Source organism: Nocardia brasiliensis IFM 10847 (assembly GCF_000710915.1).
GTDB classification, from domain to species: domain Bacteria; phylum Actinomycetota; class Actinomycetes; order Mycobacteriales; family Mycobacteriaceae; genus Nocardia; species Nocardia brasiliensis_A.
Genome location: NZ_BAUA01000002.1, coordinates 36,406 through 59,190 on the forward strand (window position 1 = coordinate 36,406; position 22,785 = coordinate 59,190).

A 22,785-nucleotide genomic window follows, 5' to 3' on the forward strand; every position below is an offset into this window, starting at 1 on the left:
CGTCCCGAGGAGGTGCCGATGACCGGCGTCGGTTCGTCGTTCGATCCGGATCGGATAGCGCGGATCCGCGCACAACTGGGCAAGCCGGGTACCGCGGCGCCCGGGTCCGCGGGTGCGCCCGCGAAATCCACGAACTTCGCGGTGCTGCGGCAGCTGTGGTTGCGCGCCGGGGTGCTGATCGCCGGCTTCGTCGCGCTGCTGTACGGCATCGAGGGCGTCGACACCCTCGACAACAATCAGCTCGACAATGCGGGAATCCATCCCCGCGACGCCGACGGGCTGTGGGGCATCGTGTTCGCGCCGCTGCTGCACAGTGGCTGGCCGCATCTGGTCGGCAACACGCTGCCGGTGCTCCTGCTCGGATTTCTGGCGTTGTGCGCGGGCATCGGGCGCGGCCTGGTCGCCACCGCGATCATCTGGATCGTGGCCGGGCTCGGCACCTGGCTGACCGGCGCCACCGGCTCCGTGCACCTGGGCGCGTCGGTTCTGGTGTTCGGCTGGTTGACATTCTTGATCTCGCGCGGCTGGTTCGCCCGCAACGTCGGGCAGATCGTGCTCGGGCTGGTGGTGCTGGCGTTCTACGGGTCGCTGCTGTGGGGGGTATTGCCCGGTCAGCCCGGAATCTCTTGGCAGGGCCATCTTTTCGGGGCCGTGGGTGGATTGCTCGCCGGCTGGGTACTCTCTGGTGATGCACGTCGAAGTCGTCGCGGGGATCAGCAGGGAATCATTGCGTCGCCACGGTGAGCGTGCGGCCCTTCGAGAAATGTGGGGGATAGTTTCTTGAGCGCAGAATCGTCGTGGCAGCATGGGGGAATGCGCCTAACCGTCCTCGGGTGCTCGGGCAGTGTGTCCGGCCCGGACTCCCCAGCGTCGGGGTATTTGCTGACCGGCCCGGATATGCGGCCGGTGGTGATCGATTTCGGACCCGGCGTGCTCGGCGCGTTGCAGCGCTATGCCGACCCCGGTGAGGTCGACATCTTTCTCACCCATCTGCACGCCGACCACTGCCTGGATCTGCCCGGGTTGCTGGTCTGGCGGCGCTACCACCCGACACCCCCGGTCGGCCGGGCCATCGTGCGCGGACCGTCGGACAGCGCGCTGCGGATCGGCAACGCCTCGGCCGAGGTCGGCGGCGAATGCGACGACTGGTCCGACGTGATCGACCACCGTCCGTGGAACGTCGAGGAGACAGTGGAATTCGGGCCGGGGCACACGGTGTCGGCGTTGCGGATGTTCCATCCGCCGGAGTCCTACGGTCTGCGGATCGTCACCGCCGCCGGGCGCACGTTCGTCTACACCGGCGACACCGCGATGTGCGAGTCGGTGCGTGAACTCGCCCGCGGCGCCGACATCTTGATGGCCGAAGCGTCCTGGACCCACGATCCCGCGAATCGGCCACCCGGCATTCATCTTTCGGGCACCGAGGCCGGACAGATCGCGGCCGAGGCCGGCGTGAAAGAGCTGCTGCTCACCCATATCCCGCCGTGGACCTCGCGGGAAGACGTGATCGCGGAAGCCAAGGCACAGTTCACCGGGCCGGTGCACGCGGTCGCGCCGGGCGAGACCTTCGATATCTGAGTTCACCCACCCCGTCGGTTCCGCCTCCTGCTATCCCCCGTGCCGACCCACCCCGTCGACTCCGCCTCTCACCCCTTAGGCTGTCCGCGTGTCTAGACGAGCCGATGGCAGGGCGGACGACGAACTCCGCGAGGTACGGATCACCCGGGGGTTCACCTCCCATCCGGCGGGCTCGGTGCTGGTGGAGTTCGGGCAGACGCGGGTGATGTGCACGGCCAGCGTCACCGAGGGGGTGCCGCCGTGGCGGCGGGACTCCGGACTCGGTTGGCTCACCGCCGAATACGCGATGCTGCCCGCCGCGACGCACACCCGCAGCGGCCGTGAATCGGTGAAGGGCCGCGTCGGTGGCCGCACCCAGGAGATCAGCCGGTTGGTCGGCCGTTCACTGCGTGCCTGCATCGACCTGGCCGCGATCGGAGAGAACACCATCGCGATCGACTGCGACGTGCTTCAGGCCGACGGCGGTACCAGGACCGCCGCGATCACCGGCGCGTATGTCGCGCTGTCCGACGCGGTCACCTACCTGGGGGCCGCGGGCGGTCTGGCCGACCCGCAGCCGATCTCCTGCGCGATCGCCGCCGTGAGCGTCGGCGTGGTGGACGGCCGGGTGCGACTCGACCTGCCCTACGAGGAGGATTCGCGCGCCGAGGTCGACATGAACGTGGTCGCCACCGACACCGGCACCCTGGTCGAGATCCAGGGCACCGGCGAGGGCGCCACCTTCCCGCGCTCGACCCTGGACAAGCTGCTCGATTCCGCGCTCGCCGGTTGCGAGCAACTGTTCGCCATCCAGAAAGAGGCGCTGGCCCTGCCGTATCCCGGTGTGCTGCCGGAGCCGTCCGAGTCGAAGAAGAAGTAATGACGCGTCGCGTGCTGGTCGCCAGCCGTAATGCCAAGAAGCTGAACGAACTGCGCCGCATCCTCGCCGAGGCGGGGATCGCGGGCATCGAGATCGTCGGGCTCGACGATGTCCCCGCCTACGACGAAGCGCCCGAGACCGGCGCGACGTTCGAGGAGAACGCGCTGGCCAAGGCGCGCGACGGTGCCGCGGCCACCGGATTGGCTTGTGTCGCAGACGATTCCGGGATCGAGGTGGACGCGCTCAACGGCATGCCCGGCGTGCTCTCGGCACGCTGGGCGGGTAAGCACGGCGACGACGCGGCCAACAACGCGCTGCTGCTGGCGCAGCTCGGTGATGTCCCGGACGAGCGTCGCGGCGCCCGGTTCGTTTCCACCTGCGCGCTGGTCGTGCCGGACGGCGCCGAACTCGTGGTGCGCGGCGAATGGCCGGGCACGGTGGGCCGGAAACCGCTGGGCGAGGGCGGTTTCGGCTACGACCCGCTGTTCTTCCCGGACGGTGGCGACATCTCCGCGGCGCAGTTGACGCCCGCGCAGAAGGACGCGGTGTCGCACCGCGGCCGCGCGCTGACCCAGCTGCTGCCCGCGCTCACCGCGCTCGCCGACTGAGCGTCAGACGCCGAAGTCCTGCTTGACCTTCTTCGCATTGACGTGCTCGACGAAGAAGGACAGCAGCGGGATGGTGCCGGCCAGCAGCGTGCCGACGGTGCGCAGCACCGGCCAGCGCACCTTGACCGCGAGGTCGGCGGTGACCAGCAGGTAGACGAAGTACACCCAGCCGTGCACGACGGCGATCCAGCTCGGGGTGTGCACGTCGAAGCCGTATTTGGCGATCATCTCGCCGGTGAGCAGCAGCAGCCAGAGACCGGTGACCCAGGCCAGGGCGCGGTAGCGCAGCAGCGCGGCCCTGATCTTCTCGGTTTTCGCCGAGCCGGCGGCGGGCGGGGCTTCTTGTTCCTGCGCCGCCTTGTCGCCGCGCAGTGCGGTGGCCAGCGTGCCGTCGGTCGTCGAGGCGACCGCGCGGTCGGCCGAGGCGGCGGTGCGGTCTGCGGCCGCGTTCGCGGTCGAGTCGCCCGCGGTCGCCTCGACGCTGTCCGGCGTCTGCGACAGGTGGGTCTCCTCAGCTGAGCCCGAACCGCCCTCGGTGAAGTTCTCGCTGGTGGTCAACCGGCTTTCCTCTCGGTATCGCGGGCGCCCAGGCCCGCCTCGCGGACCTGATCATCGATGTCTCGAGCGTGCAATTCGGCCAGGTACCGGTTGTATTCGGCGAGCACCGGATCCTCGTCGCGCACCGCCTGCGGCCGCTCCGGCAGGATGCCGGCCGGAATCTCGCGCGGCGCAACGGGTTTCGGGGTGGTCCGGGGGGCGTCGCCGGACTCGCCGTGCTCCTCGGCCTCCTGTTCCAGCCGGACGAAGCGGAAGTAGGCGAACACCGCGAACGCCGCGAACAGCGGCCACTGCAACGCGTAGCCGAGATTCTGGCCGGTGCCGCTGCTCGATTCGAACCGCTGCCACTGCCACCAGGCCAGCGCGAGGCAGCCCAGTGCGGCGACGATCACCAGCACGATGAGGGCCGGGCGATTGTGTGCCGAGCGGCGGGGTGAAGCGGACACGGCTACTACGGTACCCCGTCTACTACACGGTACGTAGGACAGGTTCGGCCAGGTGCCGCCCGCGGACTCGCCCACCGGCGGGTGGGCGAGCCGGTCGAGCTCAGAACTTGTAGGTGACGCCGGTCAATCGCTCGGACTCGGTCCAGAGTTTCTGCCAGAGTTCCTTGTTCTTGGACAGGCGGGTGGAGGGCGAGGATTCCACCGGGCCCTGCGTCTGGAAGAACCGGCGCGGACCCCAGTAGACCTCGGGGTCGGCGTCGGGCATGGTGGCCGCGAACAGCGTCGAGTGCGCGGCCTTCTTCGGCGGGTGACCGATCAGCGCGACGAACGGTTTGATGATCCGGTCGATCGGCGTTTCGGTCCTGGCGAACAGTTCGGTGGCGGAAACCCCGGGGTGCACCCCGTAGGAGCGTTTGCTCGAACCGGATTCGGCGAGGCGGCGTTGCAGTTCCCGCGCGAACATCAGGTTCGACAGCTTGGCCTGCGCGTAGGCGAGGTTGCGCTGGTAGCGACGGTGCTCGTAGTTGAGGTCGTCGACCCAGAGCTTCGGCGTCTGCTTGTGCGCGATGCTGGCCAGCGTGACCACTCGGTCGCCGATCCGGTCCAGCAGCAGGCCGGTCAGCGCGAAGTGCCCGAGATGGTTGACGCCCCACTGGGTTTCGAAGCCGTCCTTGGTGCGCGAGAACGGCACGTTCATCAGGCCGGCGTTGTTGATCAGCACGTCGAACTCGCCCTGCTGCTCGGCGAACCTGCGCACCGAGGACAGATCGGACAGGTCGAGTTCGGCGACGCGCACGTCGCCGGCGATGCCGTCGGCGACCTCCTTGGCCTTGACCGCATTGCGGCAGGCCATGACGACGGTCGCGCCTTTGCTCGCGAGGACTTCGGTGGTCACGGCGCCCAGCCCGCCGTTCGCCCCGGTGATCACGAAGGTGCGCCCGGTCTGATCCGGGATTTCAGTAGGTTTCCACGCCATGAGCCAACCTTACTCTCGAGTAAGTTCCGAGGGAAGAGAATCGCCCGGATCGTACATCGAGTGTCTCAGACAGGAAGTGATCCCGGTCACTTTCCGGGCCGGGTTCAGCGCCGCCTAACAGGGATTTCAGTGGCAGCTAACGGCATTCAGCGACCGCTGCCGATCGGTTGCTGGAACGCGGCCGCCAGCACGGTACCGACCGTCTCGCCCCACACCTGCCAGGTCGCTTGGTCGAGCATCATCGAGCCGACGTCGGAGGTGTGCACGCCGGTCGCCACCGGCTTGCCTGCGAACCGGTCGGCCAGCCACAGCAGGGCGCGGGGCGCGGCGATCGGATCGAGCGTGAGGTGCTCGCTGAAGTGGTCGCGGACGTACTCGACGCGCGCGTTCGGGTCCTGGGCGTAGTAGTCGACGAGTTCGTTGACCGGTCCCACCGGGATCAACCAGTCCGGGTTGGCCTGGTACATGAACATCGGCATGTCCGGGACGGCCTTGCCCATCTTGGTCTTGTCCAGCACCGCGGTGACTTTCGGATCGGTGAACGGATTCGCGGCGAGCATGCCGATGTTGTTCGCGAACGGGAAGAAGATCGACTGGTAACTCGCGCAGAGCTGTTCCTTGGCCGCCATCATCAGTTTGCCGAGGCCGTTCATGTTCTCGTCCAGGAAATCGCGCAGCTCCGGGTACTCGCGGGAGACGCCGAGCGCGCCGGCGAAGATCAACCCGGCGGACAGGTTGCCGTTGGCCATCTTCAGTGCGGCCGACAGGTCGGCGGGGATGCCGCCCTCGGCCACGCCGACGACGTTGAGTTCGGGTGCGTAGCTCTGCTTCAGTTCGGCGGCGTGACCGGTGGCGATGGCGCCGCCGGAGTAGCCCATCAGGCCGACCCGGGTCGCGGTGCCGGACAGCTGCATCGGGTCGAAGTTCTCCGCCGCGCGGATGCCGTCGAGGGTGATCCGACCCGCCAAAGGTCCTGCGGCATAGGCGGAATCGGGCCCCTGGTGGTCCGGTACCACCACGGCCCAGCCCTGTGCCAGGGCCGCCTGCACCTCCAGGAACTGGGCGGCGACCAGGACCGATCCGGTGATCGTCGCCGGGATGGAACCCATCTGCAACTGGTAGGACGGCATGCAGTAGTTGCCGGTGGAGTCCTCGGCGATCTGATACGAGAACAGCGGCCGGTCTGCCACGTAGCCGCGCGGCTTCAGCACGGTGGCCACTGCGGCGATGGGTTCGCCGCGGGTGTTGGTCGAGCGGTACGACAGCTGCCAGGCGTCCACGTTGACCGGGATCAGCGACAGATTCGCCACATGCACCTGCCGGGCCGCGATGAGCTGCCCGGGCGCGAGATCGGCGAACGCGTCCGGGGCCGGGCGATAGAACGCGGGATCGAAACCGGGCGGCATCGGTGGAATCGGGAACGGCAGGGCGGGCGCGACCGGGGGCGGGCCCGGTTCGGCGGCGACCTGCCCGGCGAGGGCGACCGGCAGCCCGGCCGCCAGCACGGCGAGGGCCGCGACCAACTTCATCGTGCGCGTGCGCGGAGTAACCACAGACCAACCTCTTTGTTGCTCGGAGCCATATGTGATCCCGATTGGTTTCAGAATGGTGTCGAGTATGCACAGTCATGACCCGGATCACAACCAGCGCGCGATGAGACCTTCCCCGCGCTGGTCACCGCTGGTCCGGTGCGCGCTCGGATACGGTGGCAGGGTGACCATCGTGGGTAGGCAATACGGCGGACGCGCCGTCACGGAGCGCAAGGCGGAACGGCGTCAGCGCTTCCTCGACGCGGCGACGCGGATATTCGCCGAACGCGGCTATGCGAACTGCTCGCTGGCCGACGTCTGCACCGCGGCGGCACTGTCCAAGCGGCAGTTCTACGAGGAGTTCCAGACCCGGGAGGACGTGCTGGTCGCCGCCTACGATCGGATTCAGGACGAGGCCGCCGTGGCGCTGCTCCCGGCGCTGGCCGAACTCGATCCGGGCGCCGATATGACCGCCGCGATGAATGCGGTGGTCTCGGCCTATCTGGGTTCGATCGGCTCCGACCCGTACCGCGCCAAGGTCGCCTTCATCGAGGTGGTCGGCGTCAGCGACCGGATGGAGCGGCACCGCCGGGAACGACGGCACGCGTGGGCCGAGTTGCTCGAGGCCGCCGTCGTGCCGCGGGTGGCCCCCGGCGCCCGCATTCGTGGCGGGACCGCTTGGGGCGCAAGCGCGCTCATCGGTGCGATCAACGGCTTGGCGCACGAGTGGGTGCTCGCCGACCCGCGCCCTCCGGTCGGCGAACTGGTGGACGTGCTGGTGCCGATGGCGCTGGCCATGCTGGAGGGGCCGGATCAGCGCACCGCGTAGTCCGCTAGTGACGGCGTGAGCGTGTCGAACGCGATGCCGATGTATTCGATGAGCGCCGCGGCGATTTCGTCGTTGGACTCCCCGGCGAGGGTGCGCCGCATGGTCTCGTCGAACAGCACCCGGTGCACCCCGCCCAGCTGGGCTGCCGCCACCCGGGGCGTGATATCCGTTGCGGCCGCTCCGGTTTCGGCGGCCAAGGTGTCGGCGAGCGCCTGTTGCCGGTCGTCGTGGAATTCGCGGAGCCGAGCGAGCAGTGCCGGGCTGTCGGCGATCATGCCGGCGAACTCGGGGCCGGAGAAGCCTGCGACCGGGTCCTGCTCGGTCGCCGCCGTCAGATAGGCGGCGCGCAGGGCTGCCAGCGCGGATTGGCCCGGTTCGCGCTCGCGCACGACGCGGGCGAGTTGGTCGACGAACACGTCGCGCAGGTCGAGGGCGAGGTCCTCCTTGCGCGGGAAGTAGTTGGTGACCGTCATCTTGGCGACCTGTGCGGCGGCCGCGACGTCGGCGATCGTGACCTTGTCGAAGCCGTGCTCGAGGAACAGCCTGGTCGCCTGATCGGAGATGTTCTCCCTGGTCTGTAGCTTTTTCCGGTCTCGAAGGCCCATCTGCTCTGTGGTCATGCAGACACCATAACTGATACCGACCAAAATTTATGCTTGACATATTTTTAGGTCTGTTCTAACTTTGTCTTCGTCAACGAGAACGAAGGAGCAGCACCGCCTTGAATCACGGACTTGTCGTAGCGACCTCGGCCCGTACCAGCACCACCATCGACCGAAAGGGAACAGCCACCATGGCCGACAAGACCACCGCGCAGACCACCATCGACGCCGTCCTCCGGCGCTTCGCGCCGACCGAGACGGCCCCGGGTAAGACGCGAAAGAGCCGGCGCACCAACGGGTTCCCCGGCGCGGCGCGCCTCGACCGGACGGGCGGACAGCCGCGGCACCAGAGCGCCTTCCGGGCGGCCCCGCAGCGTCCGCTGCGTATTCCCGGTCGCGGCTGAGCGTCCACAGCCCCGCCAGCCCGACCCGTCTTGCCGGGTGAACGCCGGGATCGAGTCCTCCTCCGGGAAGTCTCGACTCGATCCCGGCGTTCGCATTGAGGCGGAACGCACCGCCGACCAGGCACCGCTCCCTCGGAAGGACCCACCGTGACCACGTACTGCACCGCTCGCCCCGCTCCGTTCGGCGGCACCGTCTCCGAGGACCCGATCAAGGACTACCTGCGGCTCATCGGCCGCACCCCGCTGCTCACCGCGACGCAGGAGGTCGAGCTGGCCACCCGGATCGAGGCGGGTGTGCAGGCCGCACAGCGCCTGGCCGAGCAGGGCGAACTCGACGTCGCGAAACGCCGGCTGTTGCAGCGCCGGGTGGCCGAGGGGCAACGAGCCAAGGACCATATGGTCGAGGCGAATCTGCGCCTGGTCGTGTCCATCGCCAAGCGCTACCCGCTGCCCACCGGGATGTCCCTGCTCGATCTGGTGCAGGAGGGCACCCTCGGCATGATGCGCGCGGTGGAGAAGTTCGATCACCATCGCGGTCTCAAGTTCTCCACCTACGCGACCTGGTGGATCAAGCAGGGCATCGGCCGTGCGCTGGCCGATCAGGGCCGCACGATCCGGATTCCGGTGCACGTCGTCGAGGTGCTCAACCGGGTGACGCGGGCCCAGCGCGCGCTGACCCAGCAGCTCGGGCGCGCCGCCACCGCGGCCGAAATCGCGGCCGAGCTGGACCTGACCGAGGACAAGGTGCGCGAGGTGCTCGACCATGCGCGCGAGCCGATCTCGCTGCACACCCCGCTGGGCGACGACGCGGGCGAGTTCGGTGAGCTCATCGCGGACACCGCGCCGGATCCGGCCGAAGTGGCGTTGGCCACGTCGGTCCGCGGTCACCTCGACAAAGTGCTCGCCGGGTTGGCCGGGCGCGAAGCCGAGGTGCTCGCCCTGCGTTTCGGCCTGGACGGCGGCGATCCGAAGTCGCTCGACGAGATCGGCAAGGTCTACGGGGTCTCCCGCGAGCGGGCCCGGCAGATCGAGGCGAAGGGCCTGGCCAAGCTGCGGCAGGCGACCCGCGCGCGGGCGCTGGAGGGACTGCTCGGCTGAGCCCCGGCACGCCCGGCGGAGGCGAGTTCGCCGGGCGTCGCTGCCGTGTCGCTGGACGGACAGCAGCGGCGTCTCGCCGCATACTGAGGCAATGACCGGTGCAGTCGCTGTCGCCGAGAAAACCCCCGAGCCGATGAGCCGGGCGAAGATCAACCTCGTGTTCGCCACGATTGTGCTCGGCATGCTGCTGGCGGCACTGGATCAGACGATCGTCTCGACGGCGCTGCCGACGATCGTCGCCGACCTCGGCGAAGCCGGGCACATGGCCTGGGTGGTCACGGCCTACCTGCTCGCCGAGGCGGTGGCCACCGCGCTGGCGGGCAAGCTCGGTGACCTGTTCGGGCGCAAGCTGATCTTCCAGCTCAGTGCGCTGATCTTCATCGCCGGCTCGATGATCGCGGGCTTGGCCAACGGGATGACCATGCTGATCGTGGCCCGCGGGATCCAGGGCATCGGCGGCGGCGGGCTGATGGTCACCGCGATGGCGCTGATCGCCGACACCATCCCGTTGCGCCAGCGCGGCAAGTACCAGGGCGCGCTGGGCGCGGTGTTCGGCGTCACCACGGTGATCGGCCCGACCCTCGGCGGGTTGTTCACCGACCACGCGAGCTGGCGCTGGTGCTTCTACGTCAACGTGCCGGTCGCGATCATCATGATCGCGATGTCCGCGCGCACCATTCCGCGGGTGCGCGCCGCCGTCAAGCCGATCATCGACTATGCGGGCATCGGCCTGGTCGCCGTGGCGGTTTCCACGCTGATCCTCGGCTTGGAGTGGGGCGGGCAGGAGTACCCGTGGGGTTCGCCGACCATCCTTGGCCTCTTCGTCGCCTCGGCGGTGCTGTTCGCGGCGTTCGTGGCCGTCGAGCTGCGCGCGAAAGAACCGATGCTGCCCATGGGGTTGTTCCGCAGCCGAGTCTTCACCGTGTGCTCGATCCTGAGTTTCATCTGCGGCTTCGCCATGCTCGGCTCGATCACCTATCTGCCCGCGTATCTGCAATACGTGGACGGGGTTTCGGCCACCATGTCCGGCGTGCGCTCGTTGCCGCTGGTGGCCGGCCTGCTGGTGACCTCGATCCTGTCCGGCCAGGTGGTCGGCAAGACCGGGCACTATCGGTACTTCCCGATCGTCGGCACGCTGGTGATGGCGCTCGGGCTGTATCTGATGTCGACCATGGGCCGCGACACCGGCATCTGGGAAGAGTCGCTGTACATGATGGTGCTCGGCCTGGGCATCGGCCTGACCATGCAGGTGCTCACCATCGTCGTGCAGAACACCGTCCCGTACGCCCAGCTCGGCACCGCCACCTCCGGCGTCACCTTCTTCCGCACCCTCGGAAGTACCTTCGGCACAGCCATTTTCGGCACCCTGTACAGCAACGAGATCGGCCCGAACCTGCGCGCGGCGCTGCTGGAGGCAAAGGTGGTCTCGCCCGAGGTGGCCGCGAATCCGCAGTCGCTGCAAGCGGTTCCGAAAGACGTGGCGGCGCCGATCATCGACGCCTACGCCGACACCATTGATCACGTGTTCGTGTGGGTGGTGCCGGTCGCGCTGGTCGGCTTCGTCGTCGCCTGGTTCCTCAAAGAGGTGCCGTTGCGCGACAGCGCCCGGGTGAGCGCGGGCGATGTGGGCGAAGGCTTTTCGGTGCCGGATTCGGCCGACCGCGTGGTGCAGCTGGAACGCGCGATCGCGGGCACCATGCGCAAGGACGACGACCGGCCGCTCGGGCCGCGGATTCTCGCGGACGCGGGCAGCACGCTGAGTCGCGGTGAGGCGTGGGCGCTCGGCCAGGTCTACCTGCGCGATCGTGCCGGAGGCGCGGCCACGCTGGACGCGATCGCGCAGGCGCACAAACTACCCGACGACGTGCTCGAGCCGATCTATCGCAAGGTGGCCGAGCGCGGCTATCTGGTGGACGACGGTCGCGAACTGCGGCTGACCGAGCACGGACAGGCCGAGCTGAACCGGCTCAAAGCGGCTTGGCGCCGCTGGCTCGATACCCGGCTGGTCGACTGGAACAACGACGACCCTGCCGATCGCGCGCTGTTCGACCAGGCGTTGGACAATCTCGCGGGCAAGCTGCTCGAACAGGAGGCGGCCGAGCGCGAGCACACGCGCGCCTGAACACCATCGGATCCGAGCGGGCTATCCCCTTGCCGGACTAATGCTCGCACACGTATATTCGTAGACGAGTAAGGAGGTGCGATGGCCACGAAGCGGAAGGTGAACAACCTGCTCGCACTCGCCGTGCTCTCGGTGATGATGGAGCGGCCGATGCACCGCTACGAGATCGCGCAGACCCTGCGCGAACACGGCAAAGACCAGGACATGGCGATCAAGTGGGGCTCGCTCTACACGGTCGTGCAGAGCTTGGAGAAGGCCGGCTTTCTGGAGATCGTCGGCAGCGAGCGCGACGGTGCGCGACCGGAACGGGTGATCTACCGCATCACCGAGCCGGGCCGTACCGAACTCACCGACTGGACCAGGGAATTGGTCGCCGAGCCGGAGCCCGAGCAGCACCGGTTCGTTGCGGGCCTGTCCGTGCTTTCGGTGCTGCCCCCTGACGAGGTGGTCGAGTTGCTCGGTCAACGCATCGAAGCGCTCGATCGCGCCATCGCTGCCGTGCGCGGCGAACTCGACAAGCTCGCGACGAGCAAGCTGCCCCGGCTGTTCACCATCGAGACCGAATACGGCGTCGCGATGCTGGAAGCCGAAGTCGCATGGGCGCGTTCGTTCCGCGACGAGATCCGTTCCGGCACATTCGACGGCGTGGACTGGTGGCGGCAGATCCACGCGGGCGGCTTCTGCGCCGCCGACGCCATCGCCGCAGTGAAGGAGAAGCTGGACTGGCAGATCTGATTCCGAGACCGAGCTCGGCGGGGTGCGGCAACACCGCCGCCGAGCCCGATTGAACAGTCTCGAACCGTGCTCGCATGCGCGCACCCGGCTACAAGGCTGGCAACCACAGGATAACGGGGTGCGTGGTGCACGGGTCGGTTCGGGGATTCGAAAATCCGCGACACAACCCTGGAGACACCTATGTCCGAAATACGAACCGCACTGGTCATCGGCGGCGGCATCGCCGGACCGGTCGCCGCGACCGCGCTGCGCAAAGCCGGCATCGAGGCCCGCGTCTACGAGGCCTATCCCGGCCCGTCCTACAACATCGGCAGCGGCCTCGCGCTCGCGCCGAACGGCATTGCCGCACTGGATATCATCGGCGCGGGTAAGGCCGTCCGCGCCATCGCCTACCCCGTGACCGGGCAGAGCCTCTCAGTCGGCGGCAAGTCCTACACCGTGCCGGGGATCCCCGGTATGGCGTTGCACGTGGTGGATCGCAGCGAGTTGCACCGCGTGCTGCACGATCACGCGGTCGAAGCGGGCGTGGCGTTCGAATACGACAAGCGTCTGGTCGATGTGGTCGAGGACGAGTCCGGCATCACGGCCCGCTTCACCGACGGCAGCACCGCCACCGCCGATGTGCTGATCGGCGCGGACGGCATCCGCTCGACGGTGCGCGGCCTGATCGATCCGAACGCGCCCGGACCGGACTACACCGGCATGCTCGGGTTCGGCGCGATCACCGAGTGCAGCGCCGACATCGCGCCGGACACGATGACCTTCGCGTTCGGCAAGCGGGCCTATTACCTGTACGGAAAGACACCGGACGGCCGGGTGATGTGGGGCGTCAATCTGCCGAGCAAGCAGTACATGTCGCTCACCGAGGCGCGTGCGCTCCCGGCGGCGCACTGGCTCGGTATCTTGCGCGACGTCTACGGCGACGACACGCCCGGCGGTGAACTCGCGCGCAACACCACCGAGGAACAGTTGGAGATCACCGGGGCGCTGCACATCATGCCGCCGGTGCCGCACTGGTGGCGGGGCCGCATGGTGCTGGTCGGCGATTCGGTGCACGCGCCGTCCAACAGCTCGGGGCAGGGCGCGTCGCTGGCAATCGAGAGCGCGGTCCAGCTGGCTCGTTGTCTGCGTGACTTGCCCACGCCCAGAGCGGCATTCGTCGCCTACGAGGAATTGCGCCGGGAGCGCGTCGAGCGGATCACGGCCGCCGCGGCGAAGATCAACCACAGCAAGACGCCGGGGCCGGTGGGGCGCAAGATCATGAACCTGCTCATGCCGATCATGCTCAAGACCGCGATGAACCCGGAGAAGACCCAGGGCCTGAATTTCCGGTACCGGATCGACTGGGACGCGCCGGTGCAGCGGGAACTCGCCCCCGCGGGCTGATCGGTTCGAACCGCGCGGGCTGGTGGTCCGTACCCTGGGAAGCCACCGAAACGACCTAGGGGACCTGTGCAACATCCTGACCATCAGCCCGCATTACACCTGGCCGGCCTGTGCAAACGCTTCGGCGGACCCTGGGTGGTCGACAACGTGAGTCTCGTGGTGCCGCCAGGTTCGTTCTTCGGCCTGGTCGGCCCCAACGGGGCGGGCAAGACAACGACGCTGTCGATGGCCTGCGGGCTGTTACGGCCCGACGGCGGGCGGGCCGAGATCTTCGGGGCCGACGTCTGGGGCGACCCGGTGCGCGCGAAAACGCTGGCCGGTGTGCTGCCGGACGGGCTCGCGCTGCCCGAACGGCTCACCGGGCGCGAATTGCTCACCTACACCGGCCTGTTGCGCGGTATGCCGGAGCGCATCGTCGCCGAGCGCGCCGACGAGCTGCTCTCGGTGTTCGAATTGACCAGCGCCGAAGGCACTCTCGTCGTCGACTACTCCGCGGGCATGCGCAAGAAGATCGGGCTGGCCACCGCGCTGCTGCACGGACCGAAACTGCTGGTGCTCGACGAGCCGTTCGAAGCGGTGGATCCGGTGTCGGCGAGCACGATTCGCACGATCCTGCAACGCTTCGTCGGGGCAGGCGGCTCTGTGGTGCTGTCGAGTCACGTGATGGCGCTGGTGGAGAACATGTGCGACCGCGTCGCGGTGATCACCGGGGGACGGGTGGTCGCCGCGGGCACGCTGGACGAGGTGCGCGGCCAGAACACGTTGGAAGAGACCTTTGTTCGGCTGGTCGGCGGCCGGGTCGGGGGAGAGGACGGGCTGTCGTGGCTGGCGTCCTGATCCGGCTGCGGCTGCTGCTCACCAAACGATCGCTGACCAACGGCTGGCAGGGCGTCACCTTTGTCATCGGCATCGTGATCGGACTCTGCTTCGCGATCATCACCGCGGCCCTGATCGGATTCGCGGTCCGCGATGGCGAGATCGACCGCGGCATCACCATCGCGGCAACGCTTTTCGGAATATGGACGCTCGGCTGGCTGTGCGGGCCGGTGTTGTTCGGCAGCAGTGACGAGACGGTGCAACCGGAGCATCTGCGCCTGCTGCCGCTCAGCCATCGGCAGCTGGCCACCGGCTTGCTCGCCGCCGCGTTCGCCGGGCCCGCACCGGTGCTGAATCTCGTCGCGTTCAGCGGGCTCGTGCTGCTCGCGGCCCGATCGGGAGTCGCGGCAACGGTCGTCGCGGTGTTCGGGGTGGTGCTGCAGCTCGTGTTCGTCGTGCTGCTGTCCAGGGTGGTGCTCGCCTGGGTCGGGGCCGCGATGCGGTCTCGGCGCGGCAAAGACCTCGGCGTGCTCGTCGCGGGGCTGCTCGGGCTGGCCTACTACCCGATGAGCTGGCTGCTGTCGCATGTCGGTGCGCTCCGCGACGTGCCGCCCGCGGTGGCCGACACGGTGCGCCTGCTTCCGTCGGGCTGGGCCGCCGTCGCGGTCGAAGCTGCGGCCCAAGGGAATTGGGTGCTCGCGGCGCTGCCGTTGCTCGGCCTCGTATTGGTCTCGCTCGGCCTGTGGCAGGCGTGGTCGGTGCTGCTCGCGCGGCGGCTGGCCGCGCCGATGAACTCGGTCGGCGGGTCGGCGGGCGGTGGGTTGCTCGGCCGGGTTCGCCAGGGCGGACCCGTCGGCGCGGTGCTCGTGAAGGAACTGCGCGCCTGGTCCCGCGACAGCAGGCGCCGCGCCACACTGCTGCCGGTGCTGGTGGTCGGCGTCCTGATGCCGGTGTTTCCCGCGGTGCAGGGCAGCGGTGCCGGCGGCGTACCGTTCGCCGGCGTCACCTCCGCCGCATTCGCCGCGCTGGCCGGCGCCAACCTCTACGGCTACGACGGCACCGCGCTGTGGCAAACCCTGATCACGCCCGGCGCGGCGCGGGCCGACGTGCGCGGCCGGTTGCTCGCCCTGCTCGTCGTGATCGGCGTGCCCACGCTGCTGCTCGCCCTCGTCCTGCCCGGTGCCCTCGGACGCTGGGGCGTCTATCCGTGGGTGCTGTCGCTGTACGCGGCCGCGCTCGGCGTCGGCGTCTGCTCGGCCCTCATCCTGTCCGTGCTCGCGCCGTACCCGCTGCCGCCCCGGACGGGTAACCCGTTCTCCGGCTCCGGCAATCCCGGTTGCGCGAAGATGCTCGTCCAGGTGGCCATGATCTTCGGCCAGTTCGTCGCCCTACTGCCGGTGCTGGCCGTCCTGATCATCGGCTACCTGACCGAATGGGAACCGGTGGAATGGCTGGCGGTTCCCGTCGGCATCGCGACCGGCCTGGCCGCGATCTTCTTCGGTGCCCGCATCGCCGAGCACCGCTTGACTACCCGCGGTCCTGAGTTGCTCACCACGCTGCGCCCCCGCTGACGCACCTCTGCTGCGTCCCCACACGCCGTAGCGGGGCGCAACGACGCGGCTCACATCGGCCCGGCAATAGACTGGCCGGGTGAGCGATAGGGATCCCGATGGCAACTTGGATCTGAATCAGCTTCGCACGTTCCTCGCGGTGCACCGGGCGGGTTCGATCACCGCCGGCGCGCGGCTGGTGGGGTTGTCGCAGCCGACCGTGACCGCGCAGTTGCAGGCGCTGGAGAAGCGGCTGGGGCAGCAGCTGTTCGAGCGTTTGCCGCGGGGCGTCGCGCCGACCGCGGCGGCCGCCGAACTGGCCGCGCGCATCGCCGAGCCGATGGACGCGCTGACGGCCGTCGCCGGGCCCGCCGATCCCGCGGCCGCTGCGCCGCAGCCCCCGGTCCGGCTGGCCGGGCCCGCGGAAATGCTGGCGGTGCAGGCCCTTCCGGCGCTGGCGCCGCTGATCCGACGCGGTGTCCGGCTGACCGTGACCGCCGGACTCTCCGAGGAACTGCTGACAGGTCTACGGGCCGGACACTACGACCTGGTGGTCTCGACGGTCCGCCCGCGGGGGCGCACCGTCCTCGCCGAGCCGTTGATCGACGAGGAATTCATCCTGGTCGCCGCTCCGGCGCTGGCCGCGCGCATCGATCTCGACCGGCTGCGCGCGGACGGCCCGGCCGCGCTGTCCGGTCTGCCATTGGTCAGCTATGCCGCCGATCTGCCGATCCTGCGCCGCTATTGGCGGCATGTCTTCGGCATCCGCCTGACCGCGGCGGCGGCGGTCGTCGTCGCCGACCTGCGAGCCGTCGTCGCCGCGGTCGCGGCGGGTGCGGGCATCAGTGTGCTGCCCCGTTACCTCTGTGCGCCACAACTGCATTCAGGAGCCCTGGTCCCGCTCCTGGAGCCGTCGGACCCGCCGATCAATACCGGTTTCCTCGTCCGGCGGCCCGGCACCACCCTGCCCCACGTCGATCTGGTGCACACCCACCTCCGCCGCGCCGCCCGCACGTGGTGACCGCGTGGCGCTCAGCGCGGTCCGTACTCCTGGGCCGCGCGCCTGCGCAGGATCTGCGCCGTCTGCTCGTCGGCGGGGAGGAAGGCCTCCAGGTGTAGCTCGGCCAGGGTGATGTCGGTGGCCGTGGCGAACGAGGTCAGCGTGGTGATGAGCCGTAGTTCGCCGTCGGGGCTGCGCAGCCGCAGCGGGACCGCGAAGCCGAGGTGGTCGGGACCCGGTTCGGCCTGCGGGAGATAGCCTTCCAGCTCTTGGACGAGTTCTTCGAGCGCCGGGTCGGGACTGCGGGCGAGGCGGCCGTTCAGTGCCTCGGTCACGTGTTTGCCCCACTCGGGCAGGTTCACCACGCGTCGCGCGAGCCCGTCGGGATGCAGCGCGAGCCGCAGCACGTTGACCGGCGGCTCGAGCAGTGCGTCCGCCGCGCCCTCGGTGAGCACGGCGAACGCGTCGTTGGCGGCGAACAGGATGCCGTGCGGGCGCACCACCAGCGCGGGATAGGGCCGATGGCCGTCCAGGATCGTTGTCAGCGCCTCACGAACCGGACCCAATTCCGGTGTGTCCAGTGCGGATTCGGGAAAGGCGGGCGCGTACCCCGCGGCGAGGAGCAGCGCGTTGCGTTCCCGCAGCGACAATTCCAGCGATTCGGCCAGCCGCACCACCATGGTGCGGCCCGGTCGTGACCGCCCCTGTTCCAGGAAGCTCAGGTGCCGCTGCGTGGTGTCCGCCCGGATCGCCAGGTCCAGCTGGCTGACCCCGCGCAGGGTCCGCCAATGTTTCAACTGCCGGGCGAATCCGGGGGTCTCGATCGCCGTTGTCATGGGCTCAGTCTGGTCTGCGCCCTGCGGGTCCGCGATTCCGCGGAGGGTATGGCGCGAGCATCTGGGCAGGGATTCGGCTATTCCCTGCCGGGAATCGCGCGGTATCGCCGTGACGGCAAAGCTCTGTGCCATGAGCAAGCAGATGAACGAAAGAGAACTGGCTACCTTCGCCGAGCAGTTCGCCGCGCTGTGGAACGAATCGGACCCCGAGGCCCGGGAGCAGCGCATCCGGGAATTCTTCGCGCCCACCGGAGTCCAGGTGCTGGTCGATCCGCCGGTGGAGATGCGCGAGCAGGTGCAGCGGTTGCAGTTCGCGCTGCCCGCGCTGGAGGTGCGCGGCTATGCGGCGTTGTCGCGCCGGGTGACTCGGGCCTACGAGCTGTTCGTCGCGTCCGGTGACTACGAGTTCGCGGTGCCGGCACCGGCGATCCCGTTGCCCGCCGGGCTGATCGGCCTCAGCTGGGTGATGGTGGCGAAGGCGGACGGCGCGATCGCGGGCGGTGGCTTCGATGTGATCGGCCTGGACGCCGAGGGCCGGATCCTGACCGACCACCAGTTCATCGAGGGCGTGCGATGAGCGGCACCGCCGATCAGCTGGAACCGCTGCGCGGTTGATGTGCCGCCACTTTCGCGACGGCGACCCGTTCGGCAAGGTCGCCGTCGGTATGGACTGATCAGGGGCAGGTGCCGAGTTCGCGTGTCATGGCGTCCTTCTCGGCCTGGGTCACCCAGAGCTGGTACGCCGCTTTGACCTGGATCTGCCTGGTCAAGTAGGCGCAGCGGTAGCCCTTGCTCGGCGGCAGCCAGCTGGCCGCGTCGGAGTCGCTCTTGGACTGGTTGGTCGGGCCGTCGACGGCCTGCAGGTTCAGCGGGTCGTTGGCCAGGTCGCGGCGGCGCTCGGCGGAAAGCTGTTGCGCGCCTTTCTGCCAGGCGTCCGAGAGGGCGATGATGTGGTCGATCTGCACGTCGTCCGAGGTCTTGGGCCCGCGCACGAATTTGATCGTCTTACCGGTGTAGAGATCGTTGAGGGTGCCGGTGGCCACGACGCAGCGCTTGGTGTCCTTGAAGGTGACGTCGATGAGATCACGCTGCAGGATGTCGTCGCGGGTGCCGCAACCGTTGTGTCCGCCGGGTACTGACACGTCATCGGACCAGGCGGGGCCGAATTGCTCACGGGTGTAACCGGTTTTGGGGGCACGCCCGGCGACGCGGACGGTGTCGAGCAGGGCCAGCGCGTCGCGGCTCGGCATGCTCGCCGGTGCGTCGGCGCAGACCTGGGCGGATCCGGTTTCGCACTGCGCGTTCGCCTTCGGCGGTTCCACCCGGTTCACGTAGTAGTAGGAGACTCCGATGAATGTCACGATCGCCAAGACGATCAAAGCGAGTCGCTGTGCTGTGAACTTCATCGAGCTTCCTAACGCCAACCACCTGAACTATAACGGCCGCCAACGTATCCGGCGGCCGAGGTGGCGTAAGTGATTGCCCTATATGACTTTCCGCACAGCTGGGCCCTTGAAAGAAAAAGCCACCCCCGAGTCGCCGTGCCGGCGCCGACTCGGGGGTGGCGGATCACGAGTCACTGCGACCGCGAAGTGCGGCGATGCGGAAGGATGTCCAGTCCCGATTCCGCACACACCGACACCACGGGGCTGATGAGGGAGGTCCCGAGGTGTCGAACCGCGCTGGGCGAGCTAGCTCGTGATGTTCAGGGGGTGTTCTACGTATTAGGACAGTAGATAATGGGGAGTGATCTTGGCAAGTCGCGGTCGCTGATTCGGGACTTTTCTCAGGATCATTTCAGCCTGACTGTCATATCTACTGGACGTATACGGATGTACCGCTCGATGGGTGGCTCGGACATCGTCACCGGTTCGTCGAGCGCAGGCGAAAATGGACGGCATCAGCGGGCTGCTCCGGTCCGGGCGGTTTCCGCTGCTGCAGTGAGCGCCGCCGGGCGCAGCAGCGATCCGTCCAGCACGCCGCGAGCGGTGCGTGCCGCGACCACCGCCCACGCGGCGACCAGCACCAGATACAGCAGCACCGCGACGACCGCGAAAAGGTCCGCGCCGGTGTGGCTGTAGAGCACGGTGCTGCCGGTGACGCAGGTGCCGAGCGGGAAGGTGAAACCCCACCAGGTCAGGTTGAAGGTCAATGCGCCTGCGCGACAGGTCTTTACCGTCACGGCCAGCGCCAGGGTCAGCCAGAGCATCGCGAAACCCCAGACGGCGAGGCCGAGGATGACCGAGAACGCCAGCAGCCCTTTGGCGTAGAGGTCGGGCAGCGCGGTCGGGGCGGCGTTGGCGAGCAACCCTGCGGCGGTGACGGATTGACCGAGGGGACCGAGCACGATCCACAGGGTGGGCACCATGCCCGCCGCGGGGACGCCGTGGTGTACCAGCCGGGACCAGATCATGGTGATGGTGACCAGGGCGGCGATCAGGCTCAGCCCGAACAGCGCCACGCAGACCAGGATCATGCTCAGCCGTGGCTGGCCCGCGGGAGTGTGCGGGACGAGCAAGGCGCCCATCGCCGCCGACACCATCGGCGGTACCACCGGCATCAGCCAGCCGCCGAACGCGGCGTCGGCCTCGACCCGGTGCCGAGTGAACATGCGATAGGGAATGGCCACGGCGGACAGCAGTCCGAGCACGGTGCCCGCGATCCACAGCACCCAGTCGATCGCCCGTGCCGCGGGCAGCCCGATCACATCGCTGCCGAGCAGCAGGGTGCCGCCGCCGACGGTCAGCAGGGCCATCGGTGGCGCACCGAAGAACTGCGACATCACCGGATGATCGCGATGGTCGCGGGCGTTGTCGGGAAACCGCACCCGGAGGGTCAGCCATGCCACGCTCAGCAGCACGAGGAGCGCGGCGGACAGCGCCCACACGATTGTCGCGGCACCCCGCAGTCCGGGGAAGCGCAACGGCAAAGTGGCCGCGGCGTTGGCGACGATGCCGGTCCCCATCACGGCGGCGAACCAGTTGGGGCCGAGTTGCCGCAGCGCGGACGGCTTCCGGACGGACCGGCGCTGGTCGAGTTCGTCGACCACGTGCCGCGCGGCTGCGGAACGGACGGTCAGGGTGGCGGTCATGCCTCCAGCCTGGTCCCCGGTTGTCATGTCAGGTAGCGGCCGTGTGCCTATGCATGCATAGACTCGTTCTATGCCCCTGTCCCCGCGCGTGCCCGACCTGGCCGCCCTCGACCTGCTGCTTTCGGTGATCGAGCTGGGCAGCCTCGGCCGCGCCGCGCAGCAGCACGGCATCAGCCAGCCGTCCGCGTCCTCGCGCATCCGGTATCTGGAGCAACTGGTCGGGGTGCCCGTGCTGGAACGCAGCACGCTCGGTTCCCGGCCCACTCCGGCCGGCTCACTCATCGCGGAATGGGCCAGGGCCGTGGTGCGCGCGGCCGAGCAACTCGACGCCGGGATCGGCACGCTCCGCGCGGAACGCGCGTCGCACCTGCGCGTGGCGGCGAGCCAGACCATCGCCGAATATCTGTTTCCCGGCTGGCTCATGCAACTGCGGGCCAGTGCGCCCGACACCGCCATCGCGCTCGAATCCGGCAACTCGGTCGAGGTCGCGCAGCAGGTGCTCGACAGCAAGGCGGCCATCGGATTCGTGGAGAGCCCACAGAGTTTCCGCGGTCTGGAGTCGCACGCGGTCGCGACCGACCGGCTCGTCGTGGTGGTCGCGCCCGCACATCGCTGGGCCCGGCGCGGCACGGTCGGCTTCGCCGAACTCGCCGAAACCCCGCTGATCCAACGGGAAGCGGGCTCGGGCACCCGAAACTGGTTCGAGCACGCGGTAACTCGGCGGCTACCAGGATGGACACCGGACGTCGCCTTGGAACTGTCGTCGACGACGGCCATCAAGACAGCCGTCGCCTCGGGTGCCGGCCCGGCGGTGCTCAGCTCGCTGGCCGTCGCCGCCGAGCTCGGCGCGGGCACCCTGGTCTCGCCCACTGTCACCGATCTCGACCTGACCCGCACGCTGCGCGCGGTCTGGCCGACCGGCCATCGGCTCACCGGACCCGCACGCGAGCTCTACACGATCGCCCGCCGCAGCGGTTGAGCGCCGGTGCGCGGTGCGCTCACGCCGAGTCGGCGGGCTGGGCGGTCGGCGGCACGCCGGTGTCGAGAAAACGGATCAGCCGATCGATCCGGGCAGTGTGATCGACGCAGCGCTCGAGTTGGTTGGCGAGCAGCGCGAGGGCGATCGCCGACGTGGTCGGCTGAGCCGACGCCGGATCTGCCAGGGCCGTATGCAATTGCTGATGCAGCACTTCCATGGCTTGGCTGCCTGATTCCGGTTCGGTGCCCGAATCCTGACGGCCGGTCGCGACGGCCGCGCCGCTCGCCGCGGTGCGGGCGGCCGCGAGCCTGCCCATCGCGGCGAGAATGTCCAGCACCGCTTGCGGCGCAACATGTCCCGGATGGCTCTGATACACCTGATCGGCGACCTTGCTCACCAGGGTGCCGATGCCGGACAGTTCGGTCGCGATCTGAATGGCGGTGACCACGTGGCGCAGGTCGCGGGCTACCGGCGCCTGCAGCGCGAGCAGCACTACGGTTCTCGCCTCGCACGCGCCGTACATCCCCTGTAGTTGTTCGTCGAGTGCGAACACCTCGTAGGTCGCGGTGAGATCCGCCCCGACGAGCGCGTCGGTCATCCGCTCCGTAGCGTCGTGAGTGAGTCGGCACATGAGAGTCAGATCATTGGTCAAAGCGACGAGCTCGCGAGTGAACTGGGTTCGCACGCGCAAATTCTCGCCCATATCCGCGCGCCTGGGCACATGAATCCCCTGTCGGCCACGAATTGACCGCCTATATGATGCCGACTCGGTACCCGTCGGCC

The 22,785-nt window shown here is 68.7% G+C and carries 24 protein-coding genes; 15 read left to right on the forward strand and 9 right to left on the reverse strand.

The features are described from left to right. The first annotated feature begins 18 nt into the window (after window positions 1–18). The 4 genes from NBRGI_RS00200 (at window position 19) to rdgB (ending at window position 3,045) form a co-directional block, all read left to right on the forward strand. Window positions 19–744 carry a rhomboid family intramembrane serine protease gene (locus NBRGI_RS00200; protein ID WP_029892197.1) on the forward strand — a complete coding sequence of 242 codons (726 nt, stop codon included), beginning with the start codon at window positions 19–21 and terminating at the stop codon, window positions 742–744. 69 nt (window positions 745–813) lie between these two features. Next, window positions 814–1,578 (forward strand): cyclic nucleotide-degrading phosphodiesterase, encoded by a 765-nt coding sequence (locus NBRGI_RS00205; RefSeq protein WP_081877855.1) that lies wholly within the window; start codon window positions 814–816, stop codon window positions 1,576–1,578. A gap of 88 nt (window positions 1,579–1,666) precedes the next feature. Next, the gene (rph, locus tag NBRGI_RS00210) at window positions 1,667–2,437 is read left to right on the forward strand and encodes a ribonuclease PH (RefSeq protein WP_029892199.1); all 771 of its coding nucleotides are present in this window, start codon (window positions 1,667–1,669) and stop codon (window positions 2,435–2,437) included. Then, complete coding sequence (gene rdgB / locus NBRGI_RS00215; RefSeq protein ID WP_029892200.1) at window positions 2,437–3,045, forward strand: RdgB/HAM1 family non-canonical purine NTP pyrophosphatase; 609 nt, start codon at window positions 2,437–2,439, stop codon at window positions 3,043–3,045. Before rph ends, rdgB begins: the two co-directional genes overlap by 1 nt. Window positions 3,046–3,048: 3 nt before the next feature. Here the strand turns inward: rdgB and NBRGI_RS00220 are convergent, their stop codons facing one another. The 4 genes from NBRGI_RS00220 to NBRGI_RS00235 form a co-directional block, all read right to left on the reverse strand. After that, window positions 3,049–3,348: a DUF3817 domain-containing protein gene (locus NBRGI_RS00220; protein ID WP_235210800.1), complete on the reverse strand. Its 300-nt coding sequence runs from the start codon at window positions 3,346–3,348 to the stop codon at window positions 3,049–3,051. 251 nt (window positions 3,349–3,599) lie between these two features. After that, on the reverse strand, window positions 3,600–4,049 hold the full coding sequence (locus NBRGI_RS00225) for a glucitol operon activator (RefSeq protein ID WP_029892202.1): 450 nt from the start codon (window positions 4,047–4,049) through the stop codon (window positions 3,600–3,602). Window positions 4,050–4,149: 100 nt separating this feature from the next. Continuing rightward, on the reverse strand, window positions 4,150–5,025 hold the full coding sequence (locus NBRGI_RS00230) for an oxidoreductase (protein WP_029892203.1): 876 nt from the start codon (window positions 5,023–5,025) through the stop codon (window positions 4,150–4,152). A gap of 146 nt (window positions 5,026–5,171) precedes the next feature. After that, a complete protein-coding gene (locus NBRGI_RS00235; RefSeq protein WP_029892204.1) occupies window positions 5,172–6,554 on the reverse strand; it encodes a lipase family protein in 1,383 nt (460 codons plus the stop codon). Between the two features lie 184 nt (window positions 6,555–6,738). On the opposite strand from NBRGI_RS00235, the gene NBRGI_RS00240 reads away from it, so the two are divergent. Next, on the forward strand, window positions 6,739–7,383 hold the full coding sequence (locus NBRGI_RS00240; protein ID WP_029892205.1) for a TetR/AcrR family transcriptional regulator: 645 nt from the start codon (window positions 6,739–6,741) through the stop codon (window positions 7,381–7,383). On the opposite strand, the gene NBRGI_RS00245 is transcribed toward NBRGI_RS00240, so the two are convergent. Then, window positions 7,368–8,003, reverse strand: coding sequence for a TetR/AcrR family transcriptional regulator (locus tag NBRGI_RS00245; RefSeq protein WP_029892206.1), 636 nt, complete (start codon window positions 8,001–8,003; stop codon window positions 7,368–7,370). The two genes, NBRGI_RS00240 and NBRGI_RS00245, sit on opposite strands and share 16 nt — an antisense overlap. 173 nt (window positions 8,004–8,176) lie before the next feature. On the opposite strand from NBRGI_RS00245, the gene NBRGI_RS00250 reads away from it, so the two are divergent. From NBRGI_RS00250 to NBRGI_RS00285, 8 genes are all read left to right on the forward strand, one after another. Further along, window positions 8,177–8,389 carry a hypothetical protein gene (locus NBRGI_RS00250; RefSeq protein WP_029892207.1) on the forward strand — a complete coding sequence of 71 codons (213 nt, stop codon included), beginning with the start codon at window positions 8,177–8,179 and terminating at the stop codon, window positions 8,387–8,389. Between the two features lie 147 nt (window positions 8,390–8,536). After that, window positions 8,537–9,487, forward strand: a complete 951-nt coding sequence (locus NBRGI_RS00255; RefSeq protein WP_029892208.1) for a sigma-70 family RNA polymerase sigma factor — start codon at window positions 8,537–8,539, stop codon at window positions 9,485–9,487. A gap of 91 nt (window positions 9,488–9,578) precedes the next feature. Beyond that, on the forward strand, window positions 9,579–11,609 hold the full coding sequence (locus tag NBRGI_RS00260; protein WP_029892209.1) for an MDR family MFS transporter: 2,031 nt from the start codon (window positions 9,579–9,581) through the stop codon (window positions 11,607–11,609). An 81-nt stretch (window positions 11,610–11,690) separates the two neighbouring features. Beyond that, window positions 11,691–12,344: a PadR family transcriptional regulator gene (locus NBRGI_RS00265; protein WP_029892210.1), complete on the forward strand. Its 654-nt coding sequence runs from the start codon at window positions 11,691–11,693 to the stop codon at window positions 12,342–12,344. 180 nt (window positions 12,345–12,524) lie between these two features. After that, complete coding sequence (locus NBRGI_RS00270; RefSeq protein WP_029892211.1) at window positions 12,525–13,730, forward strand: FAD-dependent monooxygenase; 1,206 nt, start codon at window positions 12,525–12,527, stop codon at window positions 13,728–13,730. A gap of 66 nt (window positions 13,731–13,796) precedes the next feature. After that, on the forward strand, window positions 13,797–14,567 hold the full coding sequence (locus tag NBRGI_RS00275) for an ABC transporter ATP-binding protein (RefSeq protein ID WP_029892212.1): 771 nt from the start codon (window positions 13,797–13,799) through the stop codon (window positions 14,565–14,567). Then, entirely contained in the window at window positions 14,552–16,117 is a 1,566-nt protein-coding gene (locus NBRGI_RS00280; RefSeq protein WP_029892213.1) for a hypothetical protein, read from the forward strand. Before NBRGI_RS00275 ends, NBRGI_RS00280 begins: the two co-directional genes overlap by 16 nt. A gap of 79 nt (window positions 16,118–16,196) precedes the next feature. Further along, the gene (locus NBRGI_RS00285) at window positions 16,197–17,117 is read left to right on the forward strand and encodes a LysR family transcriptional regulator (protein ID WP_029892214.1); all 921 of its coding nucleotides are present in this window, start codon (window positions 16,197–16,199) and stop codon (window positions 17,115–17,117) included. Window positions 17,118–17,128: 11 nt separating this feature from the next. On the opposite strand, the gene NBRGI_RS00290 is transcribed toward NBRGI_RS00285, so the two are convergent. Beyond that, on the reverse strand, window positions 17,129–17,932 hold the full coding sequence (locus NBRGI_RS00290) for a helix-turn-helix domain-containing protein (RefSeq protein ID WP_029892215.1): 804 nt from the start codon (window positions 17,930–17,932) through the stop codon (window positions 17,129–17,131). 130 nt (window positions 17,933–18,062) lie between these two features. On the opposite strand from NBRGI_RS00290, the gene NBRGI_RS00295 reads away from it, so the two are divergent. Beyond that, the gene (locus NBRGI_RS00295; RefSeq protein WP_029892216.1) at window positions 18,063–18,509 is read left to right on the forward strand and encodes a hypothetical protein; all 447 of its coding nucleotides are present in this window, start codon (window positions 18,063–18,065) and stop codon (window positions 18,507–18,509) included. A 97-nt stretch (window positions 18,510–18,606) separates the two neighbouring features. On the opposite strand, the gene NBRGI_RS00300 is transcribed toward NBRGI_RS00295, so the two are convergent. Both NBRGI_RS00300 and NBRGI_RS00305 read right to left on the reverse strand, forming a co-directional pair. Further along, window positions 18,607–19,338 (reverse strand): HNH endonuclease family protein, encoded by a 732-nt coding sequence (locus NBRGI_RS00300; protein ID WP_029892217.1) that lies wholly within the window; start codon window positions 19,336–19,338, stop codon window positions 18,607–18,609. 494 nt (window positions 19,339–19,832) lie between these two features. After that, window positions 19,833–21,023, reverse strand: coding sequence for a TDT family transporter (locus tag NBRGI_RS00305; protein WP_029892218.1), 1,191 nt, complete (start codon window positions 21,021–21,023; stop codon window positions 19,833–19,835). A gap of 70 nt (window positions 21,024–21,093) precedes the next feature. Between NBRGI_RS00305 and NBRGI_RS00310 the strand changes: the two genes are divergently transcribed. After that, window positions 21,094–22,002, forward strand: coding sequence for a LysR family transcriptional regulator (locus NBRGI_RS00310; protein WP_029892219.1), 909 nt, complete (start codon window positions 21,094–21,096; stop codon window positions 22,000–22,002). Between the two features lie 19 nt (window positions 22,003–22,021). Here NBRGI_RS00310 and NBRGI_RS00315 read toward each other — a convergent pair whose 3' ends face one another. Further along, complete coding sequence (locus tag NBRGI_RS00315) at window positions 22,022–22,705, reverse strand: phosphate signaling complex PhoU family protein (protein ID WP_029892220.1); 684 nt, start codon at window positions 22,703–22,705, stop codon at window positions 22,022–22,024. Between the last annotated feature and the right edge of the window lie 80 nt (window positions 22,706–22,785).